General features: G+C 71.6%; 27 protein-coding genes and 2 pseudogenes. 15 read left to right on the top strand and 14 right to left on the bottom strand.

Annotated elements, in window-relative coordinates; genetic code table 11:
* On the top strand, positions 1-270 hold a 270-nt coding region (locus ABZS61_RS20875), incomplete at its 5' end, for an electron transfer flavoprotein subunit alpha/FixB family protein (protein ID WP_356423093.1).
* 171 nt (positions 271-441) lie between these two features.
* Positions 442-1740 carry an aldolase gene (locus tag ABZS61_RS20870; RefSeq protein WP_356423090.1) on the top strand — a complete coding sequence of 433 codons (1299 nt, stop codon included), beginning with the start codon at positions 442-444 and terminating at the stop codon, positions 1738-1740.
* Positions 1741-1762: 22 nt separating this feature from the next.
* On the opposite strand, the gene ABZS61_RS20865 is transcribed toward ABZS61_RS20870, so the two are convergent.
* Positions 1763-2791, bottom strand: a complete 1029-nt coding sequence (locus tag ABZS61_RS20865; RefSeq protein ID WP_351181925.1) for a LacI family DNA-binding transcriptional regulator — start codon at positions 2789-2791, stop codon at positions 1763-1765.
* A 197-nt stretch (positions 2792-2988) separates the two neighbouring features.
* Here ABZS61_RS20865 and ABZS61_RS20860 point away from each other — a divergent pair, with 197 nt between their 5' ends.
* Entirely contained in the window at positions 2989-3957 is a 969-nt protein-coding gene (locus tag ABZS61_RS20860) for an ROK family protein (protein ID WP_356423086.1), read from the top strand.
* A gap of 32 nt (positions 3958-3989) precedes the next feature.
* On the opposite strand, the gene ABZS61_RS20855 is transcribed toward ABZS61_RS20860, so the two are convergent.
* Positions 3990-4166, bottom strand: a complete 177-nt coding sequence (locus tag ABZS61_RS20855) for a hypothetical protein (protein WP_356423083.1) — start codon at positions 4164-4166, stop codon at positions 3990-3992.
* A gap of 206 nt (positions 4167-4372) precedes the next feature.
* Between ABZS61_RS20855 and ABZS61_RS20850 the strand changes: the two genes are divergently transcribed.
* On the top strand, positions 4373-5410 hold the full coding sequence (locus ABZS61_RS20850; RefSeq protein ID WP_356423080.1) for an NUDIX hydrolase: 1038 nt from the start codon (positions 4373-4375) through the stop codon (positions 5408-5410).
* A gap of 99 nt (positions 5411-5509) precedes the next feature.
* Here the strand turns inward: ABZS61_RS20850 and ABZS61_RS20845 are convergent, their stop codons facing one another.
* Complete coding sequence (locus tag ABZS61_RS20845; RefSeq protein WP_356423077.1) at positions 5510-6874, bottom strand: dipeptidase; 1365 nt, start codon at positions 6872-6874, stop codon at positions 5510-5512.
* A 195-nt stretch (positions 6875-7069) separates the two neighbouring features.
* On the opposite strand from ABZS61_RS20845, the gene ABZS61_RS20840 reads away from it, so the two are divergent.
* Positions 7070-8338: a geranylgeranyl reductase family protein gene (locus tag ABZS61_RS20840; protein WP_356423074.1), complete on the top strand. Its 1269-nt coding sequence runs from the start codon at positions 7070-7072 to the stop codon at positions 8336-8338.
* Between the two features lie 132 nt (positions 8339-8470).
* Here ABZS61_RS20840 and ABZS61_RS20835 read toward each other — a convergent pair whose 3' ends face one another.
* Positions 8471-8920: a nitroreductase family deazaflavin-dependent oxidoreductase gene (locus tag ABZS61_RS20835; RefSeq protein ID WP_356423071.1), complete on the bottom strand. Its 450-nt coding sequence runs from the start codon at positions 8918-8920 to the stop codon at positions 8471-8473.
* A gap of 125 nt (positions 8921-9045) precedes the next feature.
* On the opposite strand from ABZS61_RS20835, the gene ABZS61_RS20830 reads away from it, so the two are divergent.
* The 3 genes from ABZS61_RS20830 (at position 9046) to ABZS61_RS20820 (ending at position 11872) form a co-directional block, all read left to right on the top strand.
* Positions 9046-9783, top strand: coding sequence for a TetR/AcrR family transcriptional regulator (locus tag ABZS61_RS20830; protein WP_356423069.1), 738 nt, complete (start codon positions 9046-9048; stop codon positions 9781-9783).
* Positions 9784-9941: 158 nt separating this feature from the next.
* Entirely contained in the window at positions 9942-11210 is a 1269-nt protein-coding gene (locus tag ABZS61_RS20825; RefSeq protein WP_356423065.1) for a sensor histidine kinase, read from the top strand.
* Entirely contained in the window at positions 11207-11872 is a 666-nt protein-coding gene (locus ABZS61_RS20820; RefSeq protein WP_356423062.1) for a response regulator transcription factor, read from the top strand. The genes ABZS61_RS20825 and ABZS61_RS20820 overlap by 4 nt, the downstream gene beginning before the upstream one ends.
* On the opposite strand, the gene ABZS61_RS20815 is transcribed toward ABZS61_RS20820, so the two are convergent.
* Positions 11833-12129 (bottom strand): DUF6332 family protein, encoded by a 297-nt coding sequence (locus ABZS61_RS20815; RefSeq protein WP_356423059.1) that lies wholly within the window; start codon positions 12127-12129, stop codon positions 11833-11835. The two genes, ABZS61_RS20820 and ABZS61_RS20815, sit on opposite strands and share 40 nt — an antisense overlap.
* 126 nt (positions 12130-12255) lie before the next feature.
* Between ABZS61_RS20815 and ABZS61_RS20810 the strand changes: the two genes are divergently transcribed.
* Entirely contained in the window at positions 12256-12657 is a 402-nt protein-coding gene (locus ABZS61_RS20810; RefSeq protein ID WP_356423056.1) for a MarR family transcriptional regulator, read from the top strand.
* A gap of 68 nt (positions 12658-12725) precedes the next feature.
* Here ABZS61_RS20810 and ABZS61_RS20805 read toward each other — a convergent pair whose 3' ends face one another.
* The 3 genes from ABZS61_RS20805 to ABZS61_RS20795 form a co-directional block, all read right to left on the bottom strand.
* Positions 12726-13487, bottom strand: a complete 762-nt coding sequence (locus ABZS61_RS20805) for a maleylpyruvate isomerase family mycothiol-dependent enzyme (protein WP_356423053.1) — start codon at positions 13485-13487, stop codon at positions 12726-12728.
* A 22-nt stretch (positions 13488-13509) separates the two neighbouring features.
* On the bottom strand, positions 13510-13878 hold the full coding sequence (locus ABZS61_RS20800; protein ID WP_356423049.1) for a hypothetical protein: 369 nt from the start codon (positions 13876-13878) through the stop codon (positions 13510-13512).
* Between the two features lie 78 nt (positions 13879-13956).
* Positions 13957-15186: an MFS transporter gene (locus tag ABZS61_RS20795; RefSeq protein WP_356423046.1), complete on the bottom strand. Its 1230-nt coding sequence runs from the start codon at positions 15184-15186 to the stop codon at positions 13957-13959.
* Between the two features lie 121 nt (positions 15187-15307).
* On the opposite strand from ABZS61_RS20795, the gene ABZS61_RS20790 reads away from it, so the two are divergent.
* The gene (locus ABZS61_RS20790; protein ID WP_356423043.1) at positions 15308-16522 is read left to right on the top strand and encodes an ROK family protein; all 1215 of its coding nucleotides are present in this window, start codon (positions 15308-15310) and stop codon (positions 16520-16522) included.
* Positions 16523-16661: 139 nt separating this feature from the next.
* Here the strand turns inward: ABZS61_RS20790 and ABZS61_RS20785 are convergent.
* Positions 16662-16801, bottom strand: a pseudogene (locus ABZS61_RS20785) (DUF4865 family protein); the annotation flags it as partial.
* 168 nt (positions 16802-16969) lie between these two features.
* On the opposite strand from ABZS61_RS20785, the gene ABZS61_RS20780 reads away from it, so the two are divergent.
* The 3 genes and pseudogenes from ABZS61_RS20780 to ABZS61_RS20770 all read left to right on the top strand — a co-directional run.
* Complete coding sequence (locus ABZS61_RS20780) at positions 16970-17263, top strand: SHOCT domain-containing protein (RefSeq protein WP_356423040.1); 294 nt, start codon at positions 16970-16972, stop codon at positions 17261-17263.
* Positions 17260-17430 (top strand): hypothetical protein, encoded by a 171-nt coding sequence (locus tag ABZS61_RS20775; RefSeq protein ID WP_356423038.1) that lies wholly within the window; start codon positions 17260-17262, stop codon positions 17428-17430. The genes ABZS61_RS20780 and ABZS61_RS20775 overlap by 4 nt, the downstream gene beginning before the upstream one ends.
* Positions 17373-17722: pseudogene (locus tag ABZS61_RS20770) on the top strand (FtsX-like permease family protein); the annotation flags it as partial. The gene ABZS61_RS20775 and the pseudogene ABZS61_RS20770, both read left to right, overlap by 58 nt.
* 49 nt (positions 17723-17771) lie before the next feature.
* Here ABZS61_RS20770 and ABZS61_RS20765 read toward each other — a convergent pair.
* Both ABZS61_RS20765 and ABZS61_RS20760 read right to left on the bottom strand, forming a co-directional pair.
* A complete protein-coding gene (locus ABZS61_RS20765; RefSeq protein WP_356423035.1) occupies positions 17772-18293 on the bottom strand; it encodes an ATP-binding protein in 522 nt (173 codons plus the stop codon).
* A 217-nt stretch (positions 18294-18510) separates the two neighbouring features.
* Positions 18511-18828, bottom strand: a complete 318-nt coding sequence (locus ABZS61_RS20760) for a hypothetical protein (protein WP_356423032.1) — start codon at positions 18826-18828, stop codon at positions 18511-18513.
* Between the two features lie 238 nt (positions 18829-19066).
* On the opposite strand from ABZS61_RS20760, the gene ABZS61_RS20755 reads away from it, so the two are divergent.
* Positions 19067-20200, top strand: a complete 1134-nt coding sequence (locus ABZS61_RS20755) for a PLP-dependent cysteine synthase family protein (RefSeq protein ID WP_356423030.1) — start codon at positions 19067-19069, stop codon at positions 20198-20200.
* 2 nt (positions 20201-20202) lie between these two features.
* On the opposite strand, the gene ABZS61_RS20750 is transcribed toward ABZS61_RS20755, so the two are convergent.
* Positions 20203-20640: an SRPBCC family protein gene (locus ABZS61_RS20750; RefSeq protein WP_356423027.1), complete on the bottom strand. Its 438-nt coding sequence runs from the start codon at positions 20638-20640 to the stop codon at positions 20203-20205.
* 67 nt (positions 20641-20707) lie between these two features.
* Positions 20708-21538, bottom strand: coding sequence for a DeoR/GlpR family DNA-binding transcription regulator (locus ABZS61_RS20745; protein ID WP_356423023.1), 831 nt, complete (start codon positions 21536-21538; stop codon positions 20708-20710).
* 237 nt (positions 21539-21775) lie between these two features.
* On the opposite strand from ABZS61_RS20745, the gene ABZS61_RS20740 reads away from it, so the two are divergent.
* Positions 21776-24178 (top strand): hypothetical protein, encoded by a 2403-nt coding sequence (locus ABZS61_RS20740; RefSeq protein WP_356423020.1) that lies wholly within the window; start codon positions 21776-21778, stop codon positions 24176-24178.
* Here ABZS61_RS20740 and ABZS61_RS20735 read toward each other — a convergent pair.
* Positions 24148-26583, bottom strand: coding sequence for a right-handed parallel beta-helix repeat-containing protein (locus ABZS61_RS20735; RefSeq protein ID WP_356423017.1), 2436 nt, complete (start codon positions 26581-26583; stop codon positions 24148-24150). The two genes, ABZS61_RS20740 and ABZS61_RS20735, sit on opposite strands and share 31 nt — an antisense overlap.
* Positions 26584-26673 lie beyond the last annotated feature (90 nt).

Here is a 26673-nt window from a genome sequence, read left to right as displayed (position 1 = left end):
GCCTCCCGCGCCGCCGTCGACGCCGGCTGGTACCCGCACACCAACCAGGTCGGCCAGACCGGCAAGTCCGTCTCCCCGCAGCTGTACATCGCCTCGGGCATCTCCGGCGCGATCCAGCACCGCGCCGGCATGCAGACCTCGAAGACGATCGTCGCGATCAACAAGGACTCCGAAGCCCCGATCTTCGACCTCGTCGACTACGGCGTCGTCGGCGACCTCTTCGCCGTCGTCCCCCAGCTCACCGACGAGGTCAAGTCCCGCAAGGGCTGACCCGCGAGAAGCAGTACCTGTTCGACGGTCCGGGGCCGCGCGGAGTTCTTCACCGCGCGGCCCCGGACCGTTTGCGATCACCATTGACGCAAGGCAGGCAGGCTTATAACTTCACTATGCGGATGAGTGTTTCCGGGAAGCGGAAACTGCGAGAGTGTGGAGGGTACGGTCATGGGCCAGCAGGAGAAGGTGGCAACGAGCCTCGCCGACGCGGTGGGTGAGGAGATCAGCGCCTCCCTCGCAGCGGTGGACGCCGAACTCGCCCGCCGCTACCCGGGAGACCCGGGCACGCGCCAGCCGGTCCACACCGTGTACGTCCCCGCCGACACCTTCACCGCCGGCACCATCCGGTCCTGGGGCGATCAGGCGCTCGAGGCCCTCGACGAACACGCCGCCGACGCCGCCGCACTCGCCGGGGTCCTGGGCATCCCGCAGGAGCTCGCGGGGCCCGTCCACGACCGCGTACGCGCCAAGCTGGAGCGCGAGCCCGTGGAGGACCTGCGCATCGACTTCGAGGACGGCTACGGGCCCCGCCCGGACGCGGAGGAGGACGAGGCCGCCGCCCGCGTGGCCCGGCTGGTGTCCGAGGCGTACAGGGACGGGACCGCCGCCCCGTACATGGGCATCCGCATGAAGTGCATGGAAGCCGGGGTGCGCGACCGCGGGATCCGCACCACGGACATCTTCCTCACCGGACTGATGCGGGCAGGCGGCCTCCCCGACGGGCTCGTACTGACGCTGCCGAAGGTGACGTACCCCGAACAGGTCACCGCCTTCGTCCGCCTGCTCGAAGCCTTCGAGCAGGCTCACGGGCTGCCCGCGGGCCGTCTCGGTTTCGAGATCCAGATCGAGACGAGCCAGTCCATCCTCGCCGCGGACGGCACCGCAGCCGTGGCCCGCATGATCGACGCCGCGCGGGGGCGCGCGACGGGCCTGCACTACGGCACCTTCGACTACAGCGCGTGCGTCGGGGTCAGCCCCGCCTACCAGGCGAGCGACCACCCGGCCGCCGATCACGCCAAGGCCGTCATGCAGGTGGCCGCCGCGGGTACCGGCGTGCGCGTGTGCGACGGCTCCACCAACGTGCTCCCCGTCGGCCCCACGCACCAGGTCCACGAGGCCTGGCGCCTCCACTACGGCCTCACCCGGCGTGCTCTCGCCCGCGCCTACTACCAGGGCTGGGACATGCACCCGGGCCACCTGCCGACCCGCTACGCGGCCGTCTACGCGTTCTACCGGGAGGGTCTCGAGCAGGCCGCGTCCCGCCTCGCCGCGTACGTCGCCAAGGCGGGCGGCGACGTCATGGACGAGCCGGCCACCGCGAAGGCGCTCAGCGGCTACCTGCTGCGCGGCATCGACTGCGGAGCCCTGGACACCGCGGAGGTGGCCCGGCTCACCGGCCTCACCCGCGCGGACCTGGACGCCTTCGCCTCGCCCCGGCGCGGCGGACTGACGGTCACGACGCCGTAGCCGGGGGCCCCGCCCGGCTGCTTCAGGCGGGCGGCAGTTCGCCCGAGCCGCGAGGGATGAGCCTCGTCGGGAGCTCCACCCGCACCGGGGGGTGATCGGCTCCGTCGAGGCGGCGGAAGAGGTGCTCCGCGGCGGTGCGGCCCACCGCCGCGGCGTCCTGGGAGATCACCGTGATGCCGAGCAGGTCGGCCAGCTCGATGTCGTCGAAGCCGACCAGGGCGATCCGGCGTTCGTACTCCGCGAGGACGCGCACGGCGGTGACCGTCACACGGTTGTTGCCCGCGAACAGGGCGGTGACCGGCTCGGGACCCGAGAGCATGGTCCGTGCGGCAGCCCCGACCCGCTCCGGATCGGTGGAGCCGAGGGAGACCCAGGAGTCCTCGACCGTGATCCCTGCGTCGGTCATGGCCGCGTGGTAACCGCGCAGTCGTTCCGTCGCCGTGTGGATGCGCGGCTGGTCGCCGATGAAGCCGATCCTGCGGTGGCCGTGCGCGAGCAGGTGGCCGACGCCTTCGCGCGCGCCGCCGAAGCTGTCCGAGAGGACCATGTCGGCATCGACCCGGCCCGCCGGGCGGTCCACGAACACGGTGGCGATACCCGCCTGTATCTCGGGCTCCAGGTACCGGTGGTCGTCACCGGCGGGAATCACGATGAGGCCGTCGACGCGACGGGCGCAGAGGGCGAGCACGAGCTCCTGCTCGCGCTCCGGGTCCTCGGCGCTGGAACCGTTGATCAGCAGCGCACCATGGGCACGTGCCACTTCCTCCACCGCGCGGCTCAGGGGGCCGTAGAACGGGTCGGCGAGATCCTCCAGGACGAGGCCGATGGATGCCGTGCGGCCCTTGCGCAGCACACGCGCACTGTCGTTGCGGCGGAAGCCGAGGGCCTCGATCGCCTCCTGGACGCGGCGCTCCGTGTCGGGAGTGACGCCGGGTTCGCTGTTCACCACCCGGGATACCGTCTTGAGGCCCACTCCGGCACGGGCCGCCACGTCCTTCATCGTGGGCCGATTGCCGTAGCGGGACTCGGAATGACGGGTGGTCTCGGCCACGGTGCGCTGTCCTGTCGTCGGGTGCGGGAGGTTCCGGCGGCGCCCCACGGGCGGTGCTGGGGAGGGCTCGGAGCCTGTGGCGTCGAGCATAGGCCCTGGACAACGTTGTCAACAGAATGGAGACTATGCAGACCACGTACGGAAGTCGCAGGTCCGCACCTTCGTCCGCTCCTCACCCATCCGGAGAGACCACACCGATGCATACCGACCTCGTCGTAGCGCTCGACATCGGCGGCACCAAGATCGCCGGCGCGTTGGTGGACGGCGGCGGAACCCTCCTCCTGCGGGCGCAGCGGCCGACACCCGCACGTGAGGACGCCGAGACGGTCATGGGCGCGGTGAGCGAGGTCCTGTCCGAGCTCAGGGCCTCCACGCTCTGGAACAGGGTGAGCGCGGTCGGCATCGGCAGCGCAGGGCCGGTCGACGCCTCGGCCGGCACGGTCAGCCCCGTCAACGTCCCGGCCTGGCGTGGCTTCCCGCTGGTGGAGCGGGTCGGTGCGGCAACGGGCGGACTCGCCGTCGCGCTGGTCGGCGACGGCGTCGCGATGACGGCGGCCGAGCACTGGCTGGGCGCGGCCCGCGGCTACGACAACGCGCTCTGCATGGTCGTCTCCACGGGCGTCGGCGGCGGTCTCGTGCTCGGCGGGAAGCTGCACCCGGGGCCCTCGGGCAACGCCGGACACATCGGTCACATCAGCGTCGACCTGGACGGCGATCTCTGCCCGTGCGGTGCGCGCGGCTGTGTCGAACGCCTTGCCAGCGGGCCGAACATCGCGCGGCGCGCCCTGGAGAACGGCTGGCTCCCCGGCCCGGACGGCGATGCCACGGCAGCCGCGGTGGCCGCCGCCGCGCGGGCCGGCGACCCGGTCGCCGTCGCCTCGTACGAGCGGGCCGCCCAGGCGCTGGCCGCCGGAATCGCCGCCACCGCCACGCTGGCCGAGATCGACATCGCGGTCATCGGCGGGGGAGTGGCCGGTGCAGGTGAGGTGCTCTTCGCGCCGCTGCGCAGGTACCTGCGCGACTACGCCACCCTGTCCTTCGTCCAGCAGCTGACGGTCGCCCCCGCGGTGATGGGCACCGACGCAGGACTCGTGGGCGCGGCAGCCGCCGCATCGACGGTCCGTCCCGGAGGGGTGAACGGGGTACGGGCCGTCGCCGCCCAGTAGCGGCCTGTTGAGCCGGGCGCCCCGCGTCCGGCTCAACAGCCCCGGTCCGTCGCCTGCTGCGGTACGACCACCAGGAACGCGTCCCGCTCCAGGTCCATCACGACCTCGGCGGCCATGCCCTCGCAGCGTCGGGCGGCAGCGAACTCCTCGGCGGGCCGGCTGCCCCGCGGTCCCCCCGCGGGAAACTGCTCGAGTACCGTACGGCGCACCGCACACCCCCTCGTCATTGCCGTGCTGATCGCTCCAACGACGTCCGGCCGCCCGCCGTTACGGTCGCGACGGCGGCCGGGCTCGTTCAGTGGGGCGCCCTCCGGCACGCGCCGGTTGCCGACTCCGTGCAACAGCGTCGCCCGGGCGGGTTTCCGCAGCGGGGTGTTGCGGGCAAGCCACAGGGGGCTACGGAAGAGGGGGACCCGTGATCGTCTGGATCAACGGTGCGTTCAGTGCGGGTAAAACGAGTGCCGCGTGCGAACTGATCGATCTGATCCCGAACAGCACCTTCTACGACCCCGAACTGATCGGCGGGGGACTGCGCCACCTGCTGCCCCAGAAGACGCTCGCCGAAGTGACCGATTTCCAGGACCTGGCGATCTGGCGCCGACTGGTGGTCGACACGGCCGCCGCTCTGCTCGCCGAGCTGTCCGGGGTGCTCGTGGTGCCCATGACGCTGCTGAGGCAGGAGTACCGCGACGAGATCTTCGGCGGACTTGCCGCCCGGCGCATTCCGGTGCGTCATGTACTGCTCTCACCTGAGGAAACGATCCTGCGGAGACGGATCGCCGACCGGGAGGAGTTCGCCGACGACCCCGAGCACAGCGAGCGGATCCGGCAGTGGGCCTACGAACACATCGAGCCCTACCGGGCGGCGCTCGAGTGGATCACCGCGGACGCCCACACGATCGACACCAGCGCCCTCACCCCGTACGAGACGGCCGAGCGGATAGCCGAAGCCGTACGCACCGGGGACGCCCGCGAGTGCGAGATCGTGCAGACCCCCGAGCCGCGTGCGGAAACCGTCGCCTCCGGGGTCCTGCTCTTCGACGAACAGGACCGCTTCCTGCTCGTCGACCCGACCTACAAGCCGGGCTGGGAGTTCCCCGGCGGGGTGGTGGAGCCGGGCGAGGCTCCGGCGGAAGCCGGGATACGGGAAGTCGCCGAGGAGCTCGGGCTCCGCCTCGGCACCGTACCGAAACTCCTGTTGGTCGACTGGGAGGCGCCCAGACCCCCCGGATACGGAGGGCTGCGCTTCCTGTTCGACGGCGGGCGCCTGAGCGGCGAGGACGCCGCACAGCTCCTGCTGCCCGGTTCGGAGCTGCGCGGCTGGCGCTTCGTCACCGAGGAGGAAGCGGCCGTCATGCTCCCGCCCACCCGCTTCGAGCGGCTGCGCTGGGCGCTGAGGGCCCGCGAACGGTCCACCGTGCTCAACCTGGAGGCCGGTGTGCCGGTGGGCTGAGAGGCCGGTCCGACCCTCGGCCCACCGGTACCGGCACCGGTCGAGGGGATCGTCGCCCGGGAAATCGGTCCGGGCGACGGGTGCTCACGGCCCGCTCCCTCAGGCCTTCTTCGACTCCGCGTAGTTGCGCAGGAACAGCGCCTCGGCGACGGAGAGGCGCTCGAGCTCCTGAGGGGACACGCTCTCGTTCACCGCATGGATCTGGGCCTCGGGTTCGCTCAGCCCGATCAAGAGGATCTCTGCCTCGGGGTACAGCCCGGCCAGGGTGTTGCAGAGCGGGATCGAGCCGCCCATGCCGGACGACTGCATCTCCTCGCCCGGGTAGGCGGCCCGCATGGCCTCCGCCATGGAGGTGTACGCCGGGCTGGTGGTGTCGGCGCGGAACGCCTGGCCCTGGCCGACCAGTTCGACCGAGACCCGCGCACCCCAGGGGGCGTGCGACTCGAGATGGGCGGTCAGCAGCTTCGTCGCCTCCGCGGCGTCCTGGCCCGGGGGCACCCGCAGGCTGACCTGAGCCCGGGCGCTCGCCTGCAGCGACGGTGTGGCACCCACCACCGGCGGGCAGTCGATGCCGATGACGGTCACCGCGGGCCGCGCCCAGATCCGGTCGGCGACCGAACCCGTACCGATCAGTTCCACGCCGTCGAGCACCTTGGCGTCTTTGCGGAACTCGCCCTCCGGGTACTGCAGTCCGTCCCACTCGGCGTCCGACGCCAGCCCGTCGACCGTCGTCGTGCCGTCCTCGGCGCGCAGCGAGGCCAGCAGCTGGATCAACGCGGCCAGCGCGTCCGGGGCCGCACCGCCGAACTGCCCGGAGTGCAGGTTCCCTTCGAGGGTGTCCACCTGCACCCGCAGCATGGTCATACCGCGCAGCGTCGAGGTGACGGTAGGCAGACCGACCCGGAAGTTCCCGGTGTCACCGATGACGATCGTGTCGGCGGCGAGCAGTTCCGGGTGTGCCTCGGCGTACTGTTCGAGGCCTCCCGTCCCCTGCTCCTCCGAGCCCTCCGCGATCACCTTGACGGAGACGGGCACGCCCCCGTTCGCCTTGAGGGCGCGGAGCGCGAGCAGATGCATGATGAAGCCGCCCTTGCAGTCCGCGGCGCCCCGGCCGAACCAGCGGCCGTCCCGTTCGGTCAGCTCGAACGGAGGCGAGATCCAGGCGGACTCGTCCAGCGGCGGCTGGACGTCGTAGTGCGCGTACAGCAGCACGGTCGGCGCGTCGGCCGGTCCGGGCAGGAAGCCGTACACGGAGCGGGTTCCGTCCGGGGTGTCGAGCAGGGCGACGTCCTGGAAGTCCTCGGCCCGCAGCGCCTCGGCGACCCAGTCGGCCGCCGCGTCGCACTCACTCTTCGGGAACTGTGCGGGATCCGCCACCGACCGGAAAGCCACCAGCTCGGTCAGCTCCGCCTTCGCGCGGGACATCAGCGAGGCAACGGTCTCGGAAATCGGACGGGCGGTCATGGGCACGCTCCTGGTGGGTACGACGTTAGGTCTATGGCGCGGTGTGTGCGCCACGGTGGGCGACGCCGTGGGTGCGACGTTGCGTGTACGACGAAATCATGGCTGATCCTCCCACAGCGGGGCTCGGCCGCAACGCGCCGTAGGATGCCGTGAGCAGCTGGGGCCACTGGTCGGGATCGGGAGCAGAACCACATCGTGAGCAGCGAGAACGCAGACGCCGGACGTGAGCCGGAAGAGTCGTCGTCGGTATGGGACGTCGTCGTGGTCGGTGCGGGTCCGGCCGGGGCTTCCGCGGCGTATGCGGCAGCCGTCGCAGGCCGTCGGGTGCTGTTGCTGGAGAAGGCGGAGATTCCCCGCTACAAGACGTGCGGCGGCGGAATCATCGGATTCTCGCGGGATTCCCTGCCCCCGGGGTTCGAACTGCCCCTCAGGGACCGTGTGTACGCGGTCACCTTCTCGCTCAACGGGAAGCTGTCGCGCACCCGCAGGTCCAAGCGCATGCTCTTCGGGCTGATCAACCGTCCGGAGTTCGATGCCGGACTGGTGGAGGAGGCGCAGAAGGCGGGCGCCGAGCTTCGCACCGGTACGGCGGTGACCCGCGTGGAGCAGCACGGCTCCGCGGTGCCCGACCGGCGCACGGTCGCCGTCGTGCTGTCCGACGGGGAGACGGTTCTCGCGCGGGCGGTCGTCGGCGCGGACGGCAGCGCGGGCCGCATAGGGGCGCACGTCGGGGTGAAGCTCGACCAGGTGGACCTCGGCCTCGAGGCGGAGATCCCGGTTCCGGAGACGGTCGCGGAGGACTGGGCGGGGCGGGTGCTCATCGACTGGGGACCGATGCCAGGAAGTTACGGCTGGGTCTTCCCGAAGGGGGACACGCTGACCGTCGGGGTGATCTCGGCACGCGGCGACGGCGCGGGCACCAAGCGGTACCTGGAGGACTTCATCGGGCGGCTGGGGCTTGCCGGGTTCGAGCCGAAGATCTCCTCAGGTCACCTGACCCGCTGCCGCAGCGACGATTCGCCCCTCTCCCGCGGGAGGGTGGTGGTCTGCGGAGACGCGGCCGGGCTGCTCGAACCGTGGACCAGGGAAGGCATCTCGTTCGCCCTGCGCTCCGGACGGCTCGCCGGTGAGTGGGCGGTACGGATCGCTGAGGCGCACGACGCGGTCGATGCCAGGCGCCAGGCCCTCAACTACGCGTTCGCGATCAAGGCAGGGCTGGGCGTCGAGATGGGCGTCGGCCGGCGCATGCTCAAACTGTTCGAGCGGCGCCCGGGAGTTCTCCACGCGGTGCTGACGGGATTCCGCCCGGCCTGGACCGCGTTCGCCGGCGTCGCCCGGGGGTCGACGTCACTGGCCGAGCTGGTGCGCTCGCACCCGATGGCACAGCGGGCGCTGTCGGCGATGGACCGCAGGGAGCTCCGGGAGCAGGCGGCGTCCGTCTCCGAGGATTCCGCGGTTCGCTGAGGTATCCGGTTCACGGGGGGTGCCTCGGCTCCCTGAGGCGCTTCCCTTCGCAGGGGAGCTACGGCTCGCTGAGGGTGCTTCAGCTGCTCAGCCCTCGACTGCTCAGCCCTCGACCGCTCAGCCCTCGACCGCTCAGCCTTCGACCGTGATCCGGAAGACCGGGTGGTCGGGGGCGATGCGGCGCAGTTCTTCGGTGGACGAGTCCGGGCCGACGCCGTTGAAGAACACCCCGACTTCCGCCTTCCAGCGCTTGAGGTAGGCGCGCAGCAGGTCGGGCTTCTCGTCGTCAGGAACCTCGGTGGCGGTGAAGGCCGTGCTCTTCTTCCCCAGGTGGAGCTCGCCGCCGCCCGCTGCCCGCATGTTGTGCGTCCACTGCACGTGGCCGCGGGGCGCCACCAGGTACTGCTGCCCGTCCACGGTCAGGAGGTTGACCGGGGTGCGGCGCCACTCGCCGCTCTTGCGGCCGCGGACCGCCAGGACGCGGGATCCCCAGACGCTGATGCCGCGCCGGGTGATCCAGGTGACCGTCCGGTTGAGGATGTTGACGGTGAACCAGCCGGGCTTCCGAACGTGTGCGGACATGAGATCCCCTTCGCAAGCGTGAGCGCTGCTCTCTCTTGAGATCAGTGTGCACGCAATGGGTGCTCCAAAGCAAGAGCATTGCTCTCGTTATTGGTCAGTGATCCGTTCCATGTCAGAATGAGGCCATGAGCACCATCCGAGGAGCCAGGGAACGAGCTCGCATCGAGGTCACCGCCGCCATCAAGGACGAGGCGAGGAGACAGCTTGCCGCGGACGGCGCGGCGAAGCTCTCCCTTCGCGCCGTCGCACGCGAGCTGGGCATGGTCTCCTCCGCGCTCTACCGCTACTTCCCCAGCCGCGACGATCTCCTCACCGCGCTCATCATCGACGCGTACGGCGCGGTCGGCGAGACCGCCGAGGCGGCTCGCGCGACGCCCGGCGGCTCCACCGGACCTCACACCGCCCGCTGGACGACCGTCGCCCGTGCGGTACGGGAGTGGGCCCTCGCCCATCCCCATGAGTACGCACTGATCTACGGATCGCCCGTCCCCGGCTACACCGCCCCGCAGGACACGGTCGGCCCCGCGTCGCGTATGGGCCTCGTCCTCATCGGGCTCGTCCGTGAAGCCTTCCTCGATGACGGTCTGGCCGTCCCGCCGCTGGCAGGCGAGCTGCGCCCCGAGGCCGAACGCATGGCTGCCGACCTCGCCCCCGACCTCCCGCCCGGTGTCGTCGCCGCGCTCGTCCCGGCGTGGGCCCAGCTCTTCGGCCTGATCTCCTTCGAGGTCTTCGGCCAGTTCAACCGGGTCGTCGAAGCGCCGGACCTGCTGTTCCGCCGTGGCGCCCACGACCTCGCCCGCGCGGTGGGCCTCCTGGACGGCCCGGCCACCGCCGCCGGGCGGGCGGGCAGCGCGGGGTCCTGAGGCACCCGCCGACGCAGGGCGGGACGTGCAGGCCCCCGCGATCGCAGGGCGGGACCCGCAGGCGCCGGCCCGCCCGTCCGGGTACTCCACAGGGAGTACATGTGGTCACCACGCCCGGCTGACGCCCGGCAGGGGGCCGTCCGTCTAGCGTTGCCGGTATGGACGAGCAGCGAGCGCACAGAAGCGCGGCCCCCCACCGGGGACCGGGCGGTCCCTGGGACGAGGGGCCGCCGCGATGGCTGTCCGGAGTCCGGGCACGGTACGCCGCACGGCTGCCGTGGCCGTCGACCGTGGCGCTCGGCGTGTTCGTGATGGCGGGCACCAACTTCGCGGCGCAGGGCCAGGACCGTCAACCGGTCGACCTCCTCGCACGGCTGCTGCTGTTCGCCGCCGTCGCCGTACTGCTCGTACGGCACCGGCACCCGGTGGTGGCCGTCGCCGGGACGTCGGCGGCGACACTCGTCTACCTCGGACTGGGGTATCCCTACGGCCCGGTCTTCCTCACCGTTGCCGTGGGCTGTTTCAGCGCGATCGTCTCGGGGCACCGCAAGGCCGCCTGGTGGTCCCTCGGCGCGCTGTGGGCAGGCCATGTGCTGATGGCGCACTGGCTGTACCGGTGGCTGCCACCGGACGGGGACGACTCCGCCCCCTGGGGGCAGGAGGCCTTCGTCACCGCCTGGGTGGTGGCGATCGTCGCCGCCGCAGAGCTGTTGCGGGTACGTCGCGAGCAGTGGGCCGCTGCCAGGGCGCAGCGCGCGGCGGCCGAGAAGCGGCGGGCCGACGAGGAGAGGCTCCGCATGGCCCGTGAACTCCACGACGTCCTCGCCCACAGCATTTCCGTCATCAACGTCCAAGCCGGTGTCGGACTCGCGCTGCTCGACTCGGATCCGGAACAGGCCCGCGCCGCGCTCACCACCATCAAGTCGGCGAGCAAGGAAGCACTGGGCGAGGTACGTCAGGTCCTCGACAACCTGCGCACCCCGGGCGACGCCCCGCGCACCCCTGCCCCGGGACTGGACCGGCTCCCCGAACTCGTCGAGCAGGCAGCCGCTGCGGGCCTCACCGTCACGGTCGAGACGGATGGTCCGGCGGGCAAGGTCCCGCCCGGCACCGATCTCGCGGCCTTCCGCATCGTGCAGGAGGCGCTCACGAACGTGGTGCGGCACTCCGGGTCGCGCAGTGCCGAGGTCCGGATCGCCTACGGGAGCGAGGGCATTCGGCTCCGTATCGATGACGAGGGACCCGCGACCGGCGGCGACGCCGGGGGCAGCGGCAACGGTCTCATCGGCATGCGGGAGCGGGCCGCCGCGCTGGGTGGCACGATCGACGCGGGGCCACGGTCCGGCGGCGGCTTCCGCGTGCGGGCCCAGCTCCCCCTACCGTCCGACTCACAGGATCCGGCCCGGCCCACGGAGGAGACATCGTGATCCGCGTACTGCTCGCCGACGACCAGTTGCTCGTCCGGGCGGGCTTCCGGGCCCTGTTGGACGCCCAGCCCGACATCGAGGTGGCGGGAGAGGCGGCCGACGGTGCGGAAGCGGTACGCCTGGTACGCGAACTGCGGCCCGACACGGTGCTCATGGACATCCGCATGCCGCACCTGGACGGCCTCGCGGCGACGCGAGCCATCACCGGCGACCCCGCGCTGAACGAGGTGAAGGTGGTCATGCTCACCACCTTCGAGCTGGACGAGTACGTGTTCGAGGCGATCCGCTCCGGGGCCTCCGGCTTTCTGGTCAAGGACACCGAACCCGAGGAACTACTGCGGGCGGTACGGGCGGTGGTGGGCGGAGACGCCCTGCTCTCGCCCGGAGTGACGCGCCGGCTGATCGCCGAGTTCGCCGCCCGGTCCAAGGAGCCCGCGGCGGCGACGGCCCTGGACGAACTGACCGAGCGGGAACGGGAGGTGATGGCCCTCGTCGGAATCGGGCTCTCCAACGAGGAGATCGCCCGCAGGCTCGTCGTCAGTCCGCTGACCGCCAAGACGCATGTGAGCCGCGCGATGGTGAAACTGGGTGCCCGGGACCGGGCCCAGCTCGTCGTGCTCGCCTACGAGTCGGGGCTCGTGCGGCCCGGCTGGCTCGGCTGAGCGGACGGCACACGCTGCTCATGCGACGCCCGCGGAAAGCGCCACAGCACGTGCACCACGCGGACGACGAACGTCAAGGCCCCGAGCAGGGCGCCGATGCGGAACAGGACGCGCTCACCCGTGGGTGTCAGGTCGAGGAAAAGAGTAGGGAGGAAGATCCCGCCGAAGGTGGCAGCGGCCACCAGGGCTCCGCTCACCAGCGCGAAGCCGATCTCGACCGTCATCGCGTCCCGGTCCGCCTGAGTGCGTCGCCCCATGTCCGAAGTGTCACAGGAGTGGTGGCCGACGGCAAGGAGCCCTCGGCGGCTACGGCTCCGCCATTCCATGCGCGTGCATATAGTTTCTGATGCAACGACCTCCTTGCGCTCTGCTAGCGTGCGGACATGGCAGCGAACACGTCGGACCGGGTGCTCGTCGACGAGTGGCGGGCTCTGCTGGCGCTGCACGCGAGGACCCTCTCCGAGCTCGATCGCGCACTTCATCAGCACGGCCTGGGGGCCAGCGACTTCGAGGTGCTGGACGTCCTCGCGGAGAGCGCGGCCTACGACGGCGGTGCTGCTTACCGCGTACAGGAGCTCGCCTCCCAGGTCCATCTCAGCCAGAGTGCGCTGTCCCGCCTGGTCGCCCGGCTGGAGCGGGACGGGCTGGTCCGCCGCGGGATGTGCAGCGAGGACCGTCGCGGCGTACGGGTCGAGCTGACGGAGAAAGGCCGGACCCGCCACGCGGAGGTCAGACCGCTGCAGCGCGCGGTGCTCTCCCGGATGCTGGGCGAGCCCCAGGGCTGAGCGGTACCGCCCGGCCCGGGGCTGCCGGACCGTTCACGACCCCTCTGGTCCCGGGGCGGCCGGACCGTTCACGACCAGTTGACTCCGGAGTTCCCGGTCCACAGCGCAGCGACCTCCTTGTCCCCGCTCGCCACGAGGGACGAGAGCGGCAGACGGTTCCACAGGGCCAGGCAAAGCTCCGAGGCGGTTCCGCTCACCTCGCAGTCCGCCTGCTCCGCCTGCTCCGCTTCCCCGGCGACGCCACGCACCGTCAGCGGCGGTTCGGCGGACAGCCGCACCGTCCACACCACGTCCGCGTCCAGCGCACGCAGCCGCATGGTGAGGGGTGTGCCGGTACGCACCCGGCTCCTGGGGCGGGCGTGGAAGCCGGTCAGTAGTTCGTCGATGCCGTCGACGGCGTAGGGCGCAGCCACCGGTGTCAGTGCTCCGCCGCGCGCCGATTCGGCGTCCACGCGGTGGATCCTCGTCTCGTGCGCCTGCCTGCGCGCCCAGAAGGCCAGCGGGGACGGCGCGGGCAGGAAGGCCCAGCAGTCGAGGTCGGCGGGCGCGGTGCGCAGTGCTTCCACCAGCAGCGCGTGCCCTTCCGTGAACCAGTCGAGCAGCTCGTCGCCGTCCAGGTCGGGCTCGCCACCGTCCGGGACGTACGTCCGGTGGCCCTCGGTCACGAACGCGGTCGCCCAGCGGTGCACCATGCCGGTGTGCCTCAGCAGATCGCGCACCTGCCAGCCCGGGCAGGTCGGAACCGGTGCGTCCGGGCCTGCCTCGCCGGCGGCCCCGGCCAGCAGACGGCCTTCCCGGGCGAGGGACGCTATGTGCTCGGTTGTCTCCACGGCTGAGATTGTGCCAGGTGGGTCAGGCGCCCTGGGGGTGGACGGAGCGGCTCCGGCCGCCACGGCGAACCAGCCGTGCGAACCAGCCGAGGGCGCAGGCCTGCACGAGGACGGACACGACGAGGGCAAGGTAGACGAACCAGGCCGGACCGCCCGTGTCGGCGCCGACGACGGAGCTGCCGAGGAGGAAGACGAAGACGGTCGGAGCTGCGAGGAAGAACACCCAGACCCCGGCGAACGACGCATCCTCGTGAGCCACGAACAGAGTGTCCACCGCCACGAAGACCGTGGTCGCGAGGACGAGGCCGAGGTAGATCAGCGACGCCGCGTTGCCGAAGGTCAGACGTGCCAGTGCGCGAAGCTGCCGCTTGGTTATCAGCTGGTGACTCATGTCCGCTCCCGTCGTCGGTTGATGTCTCCATCGTGCGCCGGGGGAGCCGTCCGTGCCTGAGTACGGCTACTCAATCGCTCATGTGTGCGTTACGCGGCGTGCGCCGAACCCCAGCAGCGCCGCGGTCGCGGCGAGCAGCGTCACCGTCGTGAGCGCCACGGGCAGGGAGAACCAGTCGGCCAGGAAGCCGATCACCGGCGGCCCCAGCAGCATCCCGCCGTAGCCGAGCGTCGACGCGGCAGCCACTCCGCTGGGACCGGCCAGCGCGCCCGCCCGGCCGACCGCGACGGGGAAGATGTTGGCCAGGCCGAGGCCGGTCACGGCGAATCCGAGCAGGGCGAGCCAGAGGGTGGGGGCGAGGGCTCCGAGCAGCATTCCTGCCGCGGCCGTCGTTCCGCCGACCACCAGCGTGCGGGTCTGTCCGTACCGTTCGAGGAGCGTGGTGCCGGTGAGCCGGCCGATGGCCATGGTCAGGGCGAACAGGGAGTATCCGGCTGCGGCGGGCCCCGGGTCGGCGTGCAGGTCCTGGGTCAGGTGCAGCGCGCCCCACTCGGCCAGCGCACCCTCGCCGTACGCCGTGCAGAGCGCGATGACGCCGAAAAGGATGACGATCCGGCGGGCGCGGCGGTCCATGCGCTGCGGGCGCCCCTGTACGCGGGCAGCCCCCTGCTTCGGGGTGGTGACGCCGGTGGCCGGCCGGTGGCGCAGCAGGACCGGGCCGGTGACGGCAGTGACGAGCAGCCCGATTCCGGTGAGGGCGAACAGGTGCGTCGAGGGCGACAGGCCACCCGCGACCAGTCCGCCGAGCCCGGCGCCGGCCATGCCGCCGAGGCTGAAGGCGGCGTGGAAGCTCGGCATCACCGGGCGGCGCATGGCGGTGACCAGATCGACGGCCGCGCTGTTCGCCGCCACGTTCATGCCGCCGTAAGCGGCTCCGAACAGCAACAGGACCAGCCCGAGAGCGAGGACCGAATGCGTCTGCGCGGGAAGGGCGATGCTCAGGGAGAGCAGTACTCCGCAGACCACGGTGACGGCATGGCTTCCGTAGCGCCGGCAGAGCCTGCCGGTGAGCATCATGGTGATCACCGCACCCGCGGAGACGCCCAGCAGGGCGAGTCCGAGGGTGGAGGGGGAGGCTCCGGTCTGGTGCTTGATGGCCGGGATACGGACCACCCAGCCGGCGAAGAGGAACCCGTCGAGGGCGAAGAACACGGTCAGCGCGGTACGGAGGCGGGCCGACGGGGGTGGGGCGGTGTCTCCGCCAAGTCCCCCCGGTAGGGCCGTCCGCAGTTTGTTTAGTTGCGGCACAAACTCAGCATAGGGCCGGGCGGACCCCGTGCGCAACATGGCGAACCCCGTGACGGCCCGGTGAACGATGTGCGGCATACGGGCGTCGGCGGCGGCTCCGGATCATGGGAGACTCGCCCCCATGAACGGGAAGTCGACCACCACCCGGCAGAAGTTGGAGAGAGGCCGCAGCGCCCTGGGACCCGCGCTGGAGCTGGTCCACACAGGCCGCGCGCCCACGCGTGCCGTGCTGACGTCCGAACTCGGTGTCACCCGGGCCACCGCGGGAGCGGTGGCCGCGGAACTGGAGGCGCTCGGGCTCATCCGGGTCGACTCCAGCCCCGGCTCCGCCGCCGGTTCGCAGGGCCGCCCCTCGCACCGGCTGGCCGTCAGGGACAGCGGGCCGGTCGCACTCGCCGCGCAGGTCCACTCCGACGGCTTCCGGGCCGCGCTCGTCGGGCTCGGCGGCAGGATCGTCGCCACCGCACCCGGCTGCGTGGCGGTCATGGCCGATCCCGCCCAGGTACTCGGCGAGGTCGTCGAAGCCGGCGCCCGGCTGCTGCGGGACAGCGGACTGCGCTGCGTCGGAGCCGGGCTCGCCGTACCCTCCGCCGTCGCCGAACCCGAGGGCACCGCCCTCAACCCGCTGCACATCGCCTGGCCCCCGGGTGCCCCCGTCCGGGAGATCTTCACCGCCTGCGTGCGCGCGGCCGGTATCACCGGACCGGCGTTCACCGGCAACGACGTCAACCTCACCGCCCTCGCCGAGCACCGGCACGGCGCAGGACGTGGTGCCCAGCACCTGCTCTGCGTGGCCACCGGACACCGCGGCGTGGGCGGTGCGCTCGTCCTGGACGGGCGCCTGCACAGCGGGAGTTCGGGACTCGCCCTGGAAGTGGGACATCTCACGGTGAACCCCGAGGGACGGCCCTGCCACTGCGGCGGACGCGGCTGCCTGGACGTCGAGACGGACCCCCTCGCCTTCCTCACCGCGGCGCGCCGGGAACCCGGTCCCGAGGAGTCGCTCCTCAAGCAGGCCGGCGACCTGCTGCGCACGGAGTACGCCGACCCCCGCGTACGGACCGCGGCCGAGGAACTGATCGACCGTCTCGGCCTGGGCCTGGCCGGGCTCGTCAACATCCTCAACCCCGACCGCATCATCCTCGGCGGACTGCACCGCGACCTCCTCGAAGCCGACCCCGAACGGCTCCGGGCGGTCGTCGCCGACCGCAGCCTGTGGGGACGCAGCGGCAGCGTGCCGATCCTGTCCTGCACGCTGGCCCACAACAGCCTGGTGGGCGCCGCCGAGCTGGCCTGGCAGCCCGTGCTCGACGACCCGCTGGCCGCCCTCACCTGATCAGGGACGGGTGCCCTCCCGCGGGGCGGCGAACGCGAAGGCGCACGGCGGGGCGGTGACAAGGACGGAGTGGAACAGGTCCTTTCCGAGGGCCTGTTCCACCCGGGTGCGGACCGGGGCACCCGTGCCCGCACCGACTCAGCCGGTCGCGTTCCGGCGCCGACACGTGCAGCACCTCGAAGCGGTCACCGGGGCCGCGGCCGGCTCCTGCTCCCAGAGGGTGAGGTGGAGCAGCTCCCAGCGGCGCGGATCCACGGCGGGTGCCGTGGCGACAACCCCGCTACGGGGCCGTGGCCGACGCCCGGAGCAGACGTGTGCGCGCCACGTACTCCCACGGGTGTACGCGTACTGCCGTCGGCCGTACGACGCCCCGGACCCCCTCCTGGACACAGGCTCGTAAGCGACAGAAGAACGCGAACGAACCTCTGACCGAGGGAGCTGACGGAGATGAACACCCTGGCCCACTCCGGCGGACCCGGACCCTGGATCCTCCTCTTCCCGATCATCTGGGCGGCCGTCGTCATCGGCGTCGTCACCCTGCTGCGCCGCACGGTCTGGCGCGGTCGCCGCGGCCCGTGGCAGTCCCACGGCGTCCGTCGGGGCAGCACCGGCGAGCACTCGCCGATCGACCTCCTCGGCAGGCGGTTCGCCGCAGGTGAGATCGACGAGGACGAGTACTGGCGCCGCCTCTCCGTCCTGGACGAACCCTTCGGACGCTTCGACAAGGACGGACCGGCATGACCGCCGCCGACACCACCACCGGTAGCACCGCAGCCGCCCGGCTCGCCGACGCCGTGAAGGTCCACGGCGCCGGCGACACCCAGGTCAGGGCCTCTGCCGGAGTGAGCGCATCGCCAACACCCTCACCCTGGCCGTCCTTGAACGCACAGATGAACTGGGCCTGTTGAGGGCGTTCGGACAGACCCAGAAAGCCGGCTTCGGAGCATGGTGCGCGTGCGCCGGGAGTCGGTGCCGGCCTCCGCGTTCGGCACCGCAGGCGGCCTGCTGCTCGGTGCTCTCCTCGGCCGGGTACTCGTCAAGGCGTCGGAGGGCACCGGCGACACGGCGTTCGTCTACGCCCTGCCGCCGCTGAAGCTGCTGGTCGTGGCCCTGGTCGGGCTCGCCGCGGGGGCACAGGCCGGCCGGCGCCCGGCACGGCGCGCCGCACGACTCGACGTGCTCCGCGCGATCGTCACGGAGTGGCGCGCACCGTCGCACCGAGGGCGTGGCGCACTCGCCCCCTGCCCGGTCAGCCGACGACGGCCGACCGGGCCCGGGTCTGTGCGGTGGGCTCCACGAGGGTGTCCCGTCCGGAGCCGAAAGGACCGTCGGTCGTCGACCCGTACACCGGAAGAGGGGCCAGCGCGGTGGCGAAGGACGGGGCCGGAAGGGTGAACCAGACGACCTTGCCCGTGTCGTCGGTCGGTCGTACTCCCCAGCTCTCGCTGACTGCGGCGATCATCGCCAGTCCGCGCCCCGAAGTGGCGGACGAATCGGCGTCGCACACGGTCGGCAGCCGTGGGTCGTGGTCGTGGACGGAGACCGTGAGACGGTCGAGCAGCAGCTCGATCTCGACGGTGCATGATTTGTCCGGCTGTGCATGCCGGTGGACATTGGTCAGCAGTTCGGTGACGCCGAGCGCTGCCTGGTCGATCAGAGGATCGAGATGCCAGTAGCGCAGTTGCGCCGAAATGATTCTGCGGACCTGACCGATCCGCGACGGCAGGGCCTGGAGCTCCACCGCGCAGTGCCTGCTTGGCTCGCTGATCACGGCTGCGACTCCCCGAAATAGGTCCGGAAGAAGACGAAGGAACGGATCCAGCAGTGTGGCTCGCTGCTGTTTCTGGTCTGGTCGTGCGTGGTCCGCCCTGAGGCATCCGGCGGAGCGGCTTGCGCGGTCACCGCCGGTACACCATCAGTGACGTGTGAACAGCGTGACTCAGGGGGTTGGGGTCCGCAACTCGCGGTGTCCGTACGGAACCGTTGCGTCAGGTCCGCCGCCCGCCCGCGCGGCGCAGCACCTCCAGGAACCTGCGCAACGGAGCGGCCCCGCCGGGCCTGCGGTTGCGCTGCCCCATGGTCAGCCGGTAGCGCACTCCGTTGACCCGCGCGACCGCGGAGTCCGCCGCCAGGAACCACCGCTTGCCCGCGCTCACCGTGCTCACCGGGGCACTGTCGATCTCCCGGCCGGTACTGGTCAGCAGGGCCAGCCGACCGTCCTTGACGACGACCTGACCGGCCAGGGTCAGGGAACGGGGCCACCGCTCGATCCTGACTCCGCTCGCACTGAACTCTGCCTCGGACATGGCTACTTCGCCCCCCTTGTACCGGCTTCTGCTGGGAAGTCTGCCCGCATCGGGGCCTTTGCACCAGGTGGCATCAGGCCGGAACCGCGCGTTTCGGGAGTGGATCTCAGGCACCCCGGACTCCCGCGGCCACGGCAGGGCCAAGGGAGGGCTATGGGGTATCAAAGCGATCGTTTGCGCAGGTGGGGGGAATATCGTGGTGGTGTCGGGTACCGGTGGCACGAGGAGGAGATCGCTGATGGACACCAGTGAGCACAGGCGTGACGGTGAGATCGCGACAACCACGGACATCGACCGCAGCGATCCCGACTACCGGGCCTGGCTCAAGGAAGCCGTGCGCAAGGTCCAGGCGGACGCCAACCGTTCCGCCGACACCCACCTCCTGCGCTTCCCCCTGCCCGAGCCGTGGGGCATCGACCTCTACCTCAAGGACGAGTCGACGCATCCCACGGGCAGCCTCAAGCACCGGCTGGCACGTTCGCTCTTCCTGTACGGGCTCTGCAACGGCTGGATCCGCCGCGGCAAGCCGGTCATCGAGGCGTCCAGCGGCTCGACAGCCGTCTCGGAGGCGTACTTCGCGAAGCTGATCGGTGTCCCGTTCATCGCGGTGATGCCCCGCACGACCAGTCCCGAGAAGTGCCGGCTGATCGAATTCCACGGCGGACAGTGCCACTTCGTCGACGACGCGCGGACGTTGTACGAGGAGTCCGCAGCCCTCGCCGCCCGCACCGGCGGCCACTACATGGACCAGTTCACCTACGCCGAGCGGGCCACCGACTGGCGCGGCAACAACAACATCGCGGAATCCATCTACCAGCAGCTCAGGCTGGAGCGGTACCCGGAGCCCGCCTGGATCGTCGCCACGGCCGGAACCGGCGGTACTTCGGCGACCATCGGGCGCTACGTCCGCTACATGCAGCACGACACGAAGATCTGCGTACCCGACCCGGAGAACTCCTGCTTCTTCGACGGGTGGACCCGGCACGACCCCCTGGCGACCAGCGAGTGCGGTTCACGCATCGAGGGCATCGGCAGGCCCCGCATGGAGCCGAGCTTCGTTCCCGGTGCCATCGATCGAATGATGAAGGTGCCGGACGCGGCGAGCATCGCGGCCGTGCGCGCACTGGAACGGGCCATCGGCCGCAAGGCCGGCGGTTCCACCGGCACCGGACTGTGGAGCGCGTTCAAGCTCGTCGCGGAGATGGTCGCCCGGGGCAGCACCGGGAGCATCGTCACACTGTTCTGCGACCCGGGCGAGCGCTATCTCGACAAGTACTACTCCGACAGCTGGCTGACGGAGCAGGGCCTGGACATCGACCCGTACACGCGGACCATCGACCACTTCCTGGCCACCGGCACCTGGCCCGCCTGAGATCAGGATCCTTCGAGCAGAGTGTCGAGCACCCGCCCGAAGACCCGGCGGCCCGCAGTCGAGAGCAGCGGATCACCCCACCCGGGCAGCAGCCTCACACGCAGCTCCTCGACCCACACCACGTGCGACCCCGCGACGGTCGGCCGGACATCGATCGACGCCCTGCCCCACACGATCCGGCCGCGCTTCTCCAGGCGGCAGATCCCGGCACGGCCGGCAACCGGCGGCGTCCACCGCACCACTTCCATCGGATCGTCGAACCCGAACGGCCCGAGACCCGTACGAGCCACGAAGACCGTCCCCACCCGCGTCGGCGGACCGGTCGGAACGGTGACCGACGTCATCGGCACAGGCCCGGCGTGCGCCTCCCAGTCGGTCACCCGACGCCAGGCCTCGGCGGCGGGAAGGGGGGTGAAACGCTCGATCCGGAAGACGGCCACGGCACGATCCTAGGACGTCCGCGGCCCGTCAGATGCGGAGCGGAACCCGCGCGCCTTCCGAGAGGGGCTACTGGGGTGCTGAACCGCCCGCCACGATCAGCCCCGGCAGATGCTCCTCGATCTCCTGCCGGGCGCCGTCCGGCAGCCCCGAGTCCGTGACGAAGGAGTCCACCTCGTCCAGCGTCGCGAACGAACTCAGGCCGACCGTGCCCCACTTGGTGTGGTCGGCCACCACCACGACCCGTCGCGCGGTGCGCACGAAGCGGCGGTTCGTCTCGGCCTCCGCGAGGTTCGGGGTCGAGAGGCCGGCCTCCACGGAGATCCCGTGCACCCCGAGGAACAGCACATCGAAGTGGAGCGAGCCGATCGCGCGGTCCGCGACCGGCCCGACGAGCGAGTCCGAAGGCGTGCGCACCCCGCCGGTCAGCACCACGGTGGCCGCTCCGGTCCGGGGCCCGCCTCCCGCCGTCGGCCGCTGGGCGTCGTGGAACACGTCCGCGACCCGCACCGAGTTCGTCACCACGGTCAGGGCCGGAACGTCCAGGAGGTGCCGGGCCAGCGCGAACGTGGTCGTGCCGCCGGACAGGGCGATCGCGCTGCCCGGGACGGCCATGGCCGCCGCCGCCCGCGCGATGTCCTCCTTGGCGCTCAGCTCCAGCGTCGACTTGGCCTCGAACCCGGGCTCGTGCGTACTGGCCTCGACCAGCGGCACAGCCCCGCCGTGCACCTTCTCGATGACGCCCTGGCGGGCCAGTGCGTCCAGGTCCCGGCGGATGGTCATGTCGGAGACATTCAGCCTGCGGGTCAGCTCGTTGACCCGGACCCCGCCGCGCTTGCGCACCTCGTCGAGGATGAGCGCGCGCCGCTGTTCCGCCAGCAGGTTCTGGTTCTCGCTCAACGCCGGGTCCGGTCCCTTCCCTCTGGCCGCAGGTCCGACACCGGCCTGCGGGACGCCCTCATCCTGCCACGCAGCCCTGCCGGCCGCGTCACTGGGGAGATTCGGTGAGAGCGATGCGGCAGGCACCCTCCGTCGGAGATGGTGGTGACTGCGCGTCAGCCCGGCACTCCGCGCCGTGCCCCCGTCCCTTCCCCGCCGTCCGACAGGCCGGCAGGACCAGAGAGCGAGCAGACGACCTTGCCCCCTGCCACCCAGGCCCCGCAGAGCACCGGGGCAGCGCTGGAACTGCTCGTCCACGGCGTCGGCGGAGCCACTCCCCAGGAGATGCTCGGCGATCCCCGAACGACCAGGATCACCGGTGACGCGACGGCCGCCATCTACCGGCGCACCGAGGACGTCGAGGCCGAGCAGCACCCCGAACGTCATCGGGACGGCCCCGTCGCCGAGGCCTACTGCTGGTCCAACCTCACCTCGGGCAACGGCTCCCGTGCCCTGTGGCTGCTGCTGCTCCCCTTCATGGTGGTCAACCTCGCCCACTGGATGCGGCCGACGGCGCGGAGCCGCACCGCGTCGGTGCGGCTGTACGGCATGGTGGTGCGGCTCATCGCGCTCAGCCTGACCGTGCTGCTGACCGCCGCGGTCTGCGAGGTCGCCCTCGACCTGGTGGCCTGGCAGTGCGCGGGTGCACCCGAGTGCTCCGGCCAACGGTCCTGGCTCGGCTTCCTGTCGACGGAGCAGGGCGGCTGGTGGTCCCAGCCGGGACGCCGGCTCGCGGTCGCCGCACTCGTGCCCACGGCCCTGGTCGGCCTGCTCTGGTACCTGTCCAACCGCACCTGGAGCGCGTACGAATCGCAGCGACCTCTGAGTTGGGACGAATCCGAGGTGGACCGGGCACACACGCCGGACGAACACGAGGAGGACTCGGCACCCACGCCGGAGACCGCCCCGTCCACCGCACCACCGGTCCGTCCCGCCCTCGGCCGGCCCGGGTTCTGGTACGGCCGCCGACTGGTCGCCCGGCTGCGAGCCGCCCACACCGCCGCCGGATTCCTCACCGTCGCAGCCGCGGTGGGGGGAGCCGCCGCCCGGCACGACCGGTCCACCGACGGTCCCGTGCCCGCTGTGATCGGCGGTCTGTTCGAGGCGGCCCTCGCCGTGTGCGCTCTCGTGGTCGTCGCGGTGGTCTGCCGCCGGGGCCGCAGCGAGCGGCGCCTCGACAACGCCCTCGACCGTGCCGTCATCACCCTCCTGCCGGGGACGGCGCTCGCCCTGCTGTTCGTCGGCACGGTGTACGCCGCCTGGGCCCGACCCGCCTGGGCGTCCTCGGGCACCCTCCCGGGAGAGACCGCCTTCCGCGTCCTCGTCGTCGGGCAGGGCGCTCTCGTCGTGCTGCTCGCCGTGGTGGCGTTCAGCCTGTACCGGCGCATCCCCGAGCCGCGCACGACCCTCCACGGCCTGGGAGGGCCCGCCGTGGCGATGCTCGCCTGCGCTCTCGGCGGTGTGATGACCGGCGGGGTCGCCCAGCGTGTCGCCGACTGGCTCGACGGCTCCGGTACACCCGGCATGGGCGCCGGCTCGACCATAGAGGGGCCGCCCGTGCTCCTCAGCTGGCAGGCTTCCGTCATCCCTGTCCTGCTGCTGCTCCTGCTCGCCCCCCTCACCTGGCTGGCCGTCCGCACCGTGCTGCGCGCCCGCCGGCTGGGCCCCGAGGTCGAGGCGGAGTACGCACAGGCGCGGCCCGACCGCGCCCGCACCCGGCGGATCGCGGGAACCAGGGCCACGGCGGCCCTCACCGACTCCGCACCCTGGCTCGTCGCGCTGGTCTCCGGCGCCACACTGCTCCTCGGCGCCGGAGCGGTCGCCGGGTCCTGGCTCACCGGCGAGGTGCCCGGCCGGGCGATGGACGGTACGGTTCCCCTCGTCGAGTCGCTCGCCGAGGCGGCCCAGTCGACCGGCTCCTGGATGATCGGCTTCGGATTCGTCCTGTTCGTCACCTGGGGCCGCCGTGCCTACCGCGACGTGTCCGCCCGGCGCACGATCGGCATCCTCTGGGACGTCGGTACGTTCTGGCCGCGCGCCGCCCACCCCTTCGCGCCGCCCTGCTACGCGGAGCGTGCCGTGCCCGACCTGTCGTCCCGGATGTCCGCATGGACGGCCCGCACCCGGGGCAGGCTCGTCATCTCGGGACACTCCCAGGGCAGCGTCCTGGCGGCGGCCGCCGTCTGGCAGCTACCCGACGCGACGCGGCGCCGGGTCGCACTGCTCACCTACGGCTCACCGATCGAGCGGCTCTACGGGCGCTGGTTCCCCGCCTACTTCGGACCGGTACCCCTGGACGGGCTGCACCGGTCCGTGCACTGCTGGCGCAACCTCTGGCGTGCGACGGACCCGATCGGCGGTCCCGTACGCATCGAAGAGAGCAAGGGGCCCGAGGTGGACCGGGGACCGCTGAAGGACCCGCTGGTCTACGGCCGCACCCCCGAACACCCGCTGCCCGAACCGATCCTGGGGCACTCGGACTACCAGGCCGACCCGGTCTTCGCCGTGGAGCGGGCCGCACTCCTGGAACGGCTCGGACCGGTCGTGCCCCACCAGGCCGGCGGGGAGACTCAGGGCAGTTCGGGAAGATCCTCCGGATAGAGCAGCGTGAGGTCGTCCGTACTCGGCTCCGCGAGTTGGGCGACCCGGCCCGCGTGCCGCTCGACCATCGACTCGAAGGTCTGACGGGCCGTGCGGCCGTTACCGAAGGCGGGGCCCTTGGGAAGCGCTGTGAAGTACTTGAGCAGCGCTTCCCCGGCGCCGTCCGCGAGGCTGTACTCGTGCTCCTCGGTCTGCTGCTCGACGATCCGCAGCAGCTCCTCGGGAACGTAGTCGCTGAAGGTGATGGTCCGGGAGAAACGGGACGCGACACCCGGGTTGACGGTGAGGAAGCGCTCCATCTCGTGCGTGTACCCGGCCACGATCACGACCACGGCGTCCCGGTGGTCCTCCATGAGCTTCACCAGCGTGTCGATGGCCTCCCGCCCGAAGTCCCGGCCGGAGTCCTCGGGCGACAGCGCGTACGCCTCATCGACGAACAGGACCCCGCCACGCGCCCGTTCGAACGCCTCCTGCGTACGGATCGCCGTCGACCCGATGTGCTCGCCGACCAGGTCGACGCGGGACACCTCCACGAGATGACCGTGCTCCAGCACACCGAGCGAGGCCAGGATCTCGCCGTACAGGCGGGCCACCGTCGTCTTGCCCGTACCGGGGGAGCCGGTGAACACGAGGTGCCTGCGCACCGACGCCGCCTTGAGGCCCGCGAGCCTGCGGCGCCGGCCGACCTCGATCATGTCGGTCAGGGCACGCACCTCGCGCTTGACGCTGTCCAGACCGACCAGCGAGTCCAACTCCCCGAGGACGGCGCCCGAATCCCGCACCGGCTCGGCCGGAGCGGGCGGGACGGCGGGCTCCGCGGCGCGTTGTCCCGGCACATCACCGAGCAGTCCGGGCGTCGACTGGGTCGCCGTCAGGACCGGCGGGGCCGGGGGAGTGGCCCCGCGCAGTCCGCTCTCGTCGCTGGTGCAGTCCTTCACCACCGGACCGCCGCCGATCCCGTCGCCCGGGAAGCCGGAGCCCTCCGCGAACTCGTACCCCCCGCGGGCACACCGCTCGGTGCGGCAGCGGGTGAGCGTGGAGCGGCAGCCGTCCATGACATGGAAGCCGTAGCCCTCGCTCCCGGTGACACGGCACGTGTCGAAGGTGCCGCGGCCCTCGGCGGAGACGTAGAAGCCGGCCTCCGCGGGCGAGGTGACCGTGCAGCGCTCGATCGTCGGGTCGGCGCCCTTGGTCACGATGACGCCGGTCTGGGCGGCGTCGATGGTGCAGTTGTTCAGGGTTCCGCCGCTGCCGTGGTCGCGGAACCACGCGCCGGTGGACGCTTCGCGGATCCGGCAGTCGTCGAGCTGGGCGGTGGCGCCGTCGCTCACCGACACCGCCGTGTTGCGGATCTGGGACAGATCGCTGTCCACCACGTCGGCACGCGAACCCCGGTCCAGGACGAAGAGGGCATCGGGTACGTCGTGGACGCGGCACGAATCGAGTATCACGGTGGCGCCGTCGCTGACCCACACCGCCGGGTAGTCACCCGTGCTGTCGTGGATCTCGCACTGGTTGGCATCGACACGTGTGCCGGGGTCCCAGACCGACAGGCCGTTGCGGCCGAACCGGCGCACGGTCGAGCGGGTCAGCGTGAGAACGGAGCGGGACCGAAGGTCGACCGCGTTCTCCGGGATATCGTGAATGTCGCAGTCGGCGAGCGTGAGGACCGCGTCGGTGTCCAGCGTGACCCCGTCCGCGGACGTGCGGTGCACGGTGCAGTCGGTGAGATGCGCGGCACCGCGGGCAGTGACCTGCACCCCGCTGCCCTTGATCTCGTACACCTCGCAGCCGACGGCCTCCAGACCGCTGCCCTCGCCGGTCACGCTCAGCCCGGCCCCGGAGGCGTGGTGGACACGGCACCGCTCGAGCCTCGGATGCGCCCCGTCGCGGACCGAGACGCCGGACTGCCCGGCCGACACGATCTCGCACTCCTCGAACACGCCCCCGGCACCGTCGAGTACGGCGATGCCGACGCCGGCCGGGTTGTCGACGGTGCAGCGGCGCACGGTGGGCCGGGCTGCGCCCCGCACCTCCATCCCGGCGGCCGACCGGGTCACGACACGCAGATCCGAAAGTTCGGGAGCGCCCTCCTCGACGAGCAGCGCCGGGGCGGCGGAATCCTGGCCCTCCACATGAAGGTCCTGGATCACCGCCGAGGCGCGCACCGTCAGGGGTACGCCGTCGACCGGCGCGATCCGCACGGAACCGACGGATCCCTCGGGGCCGCGCAGGGTCACCGCGCGGTCGACGACGAGATTCTCCCGGTAGGTACCCGGGGCGATGGTGAGGACGTCACCGTCCGCTGCGGCCTCGAGGGCTGCGGTGAGGGAAGCGTATTCGCCCGTGCGGCGGCGCCATCGTGATGTGCCGGTGTGCGTCACCTGGACCGTGCCCTGTGCCATGGTGCTGCTGTGCCCCCACCTCGTGCCGTGTGCGCTGCCTCGTGCCTGTCCGCATGCCCGCGCGACGCCGGTGCCACCGGCCTCACGGCA

Source organism: Streptomyces sp. NPDC005566 (assembly GCF_040605575.1).
Taxonomy (GTDB): Bacteria; Actinomycetota; Actinomycetes; order Streptomycetales; family Streptomycetaceae; genus Streptomyces.
Note: the sequence above shows the minus strand (reverse complement) of the source record. Positions and strands in the feature narration are given on the sequence as shown.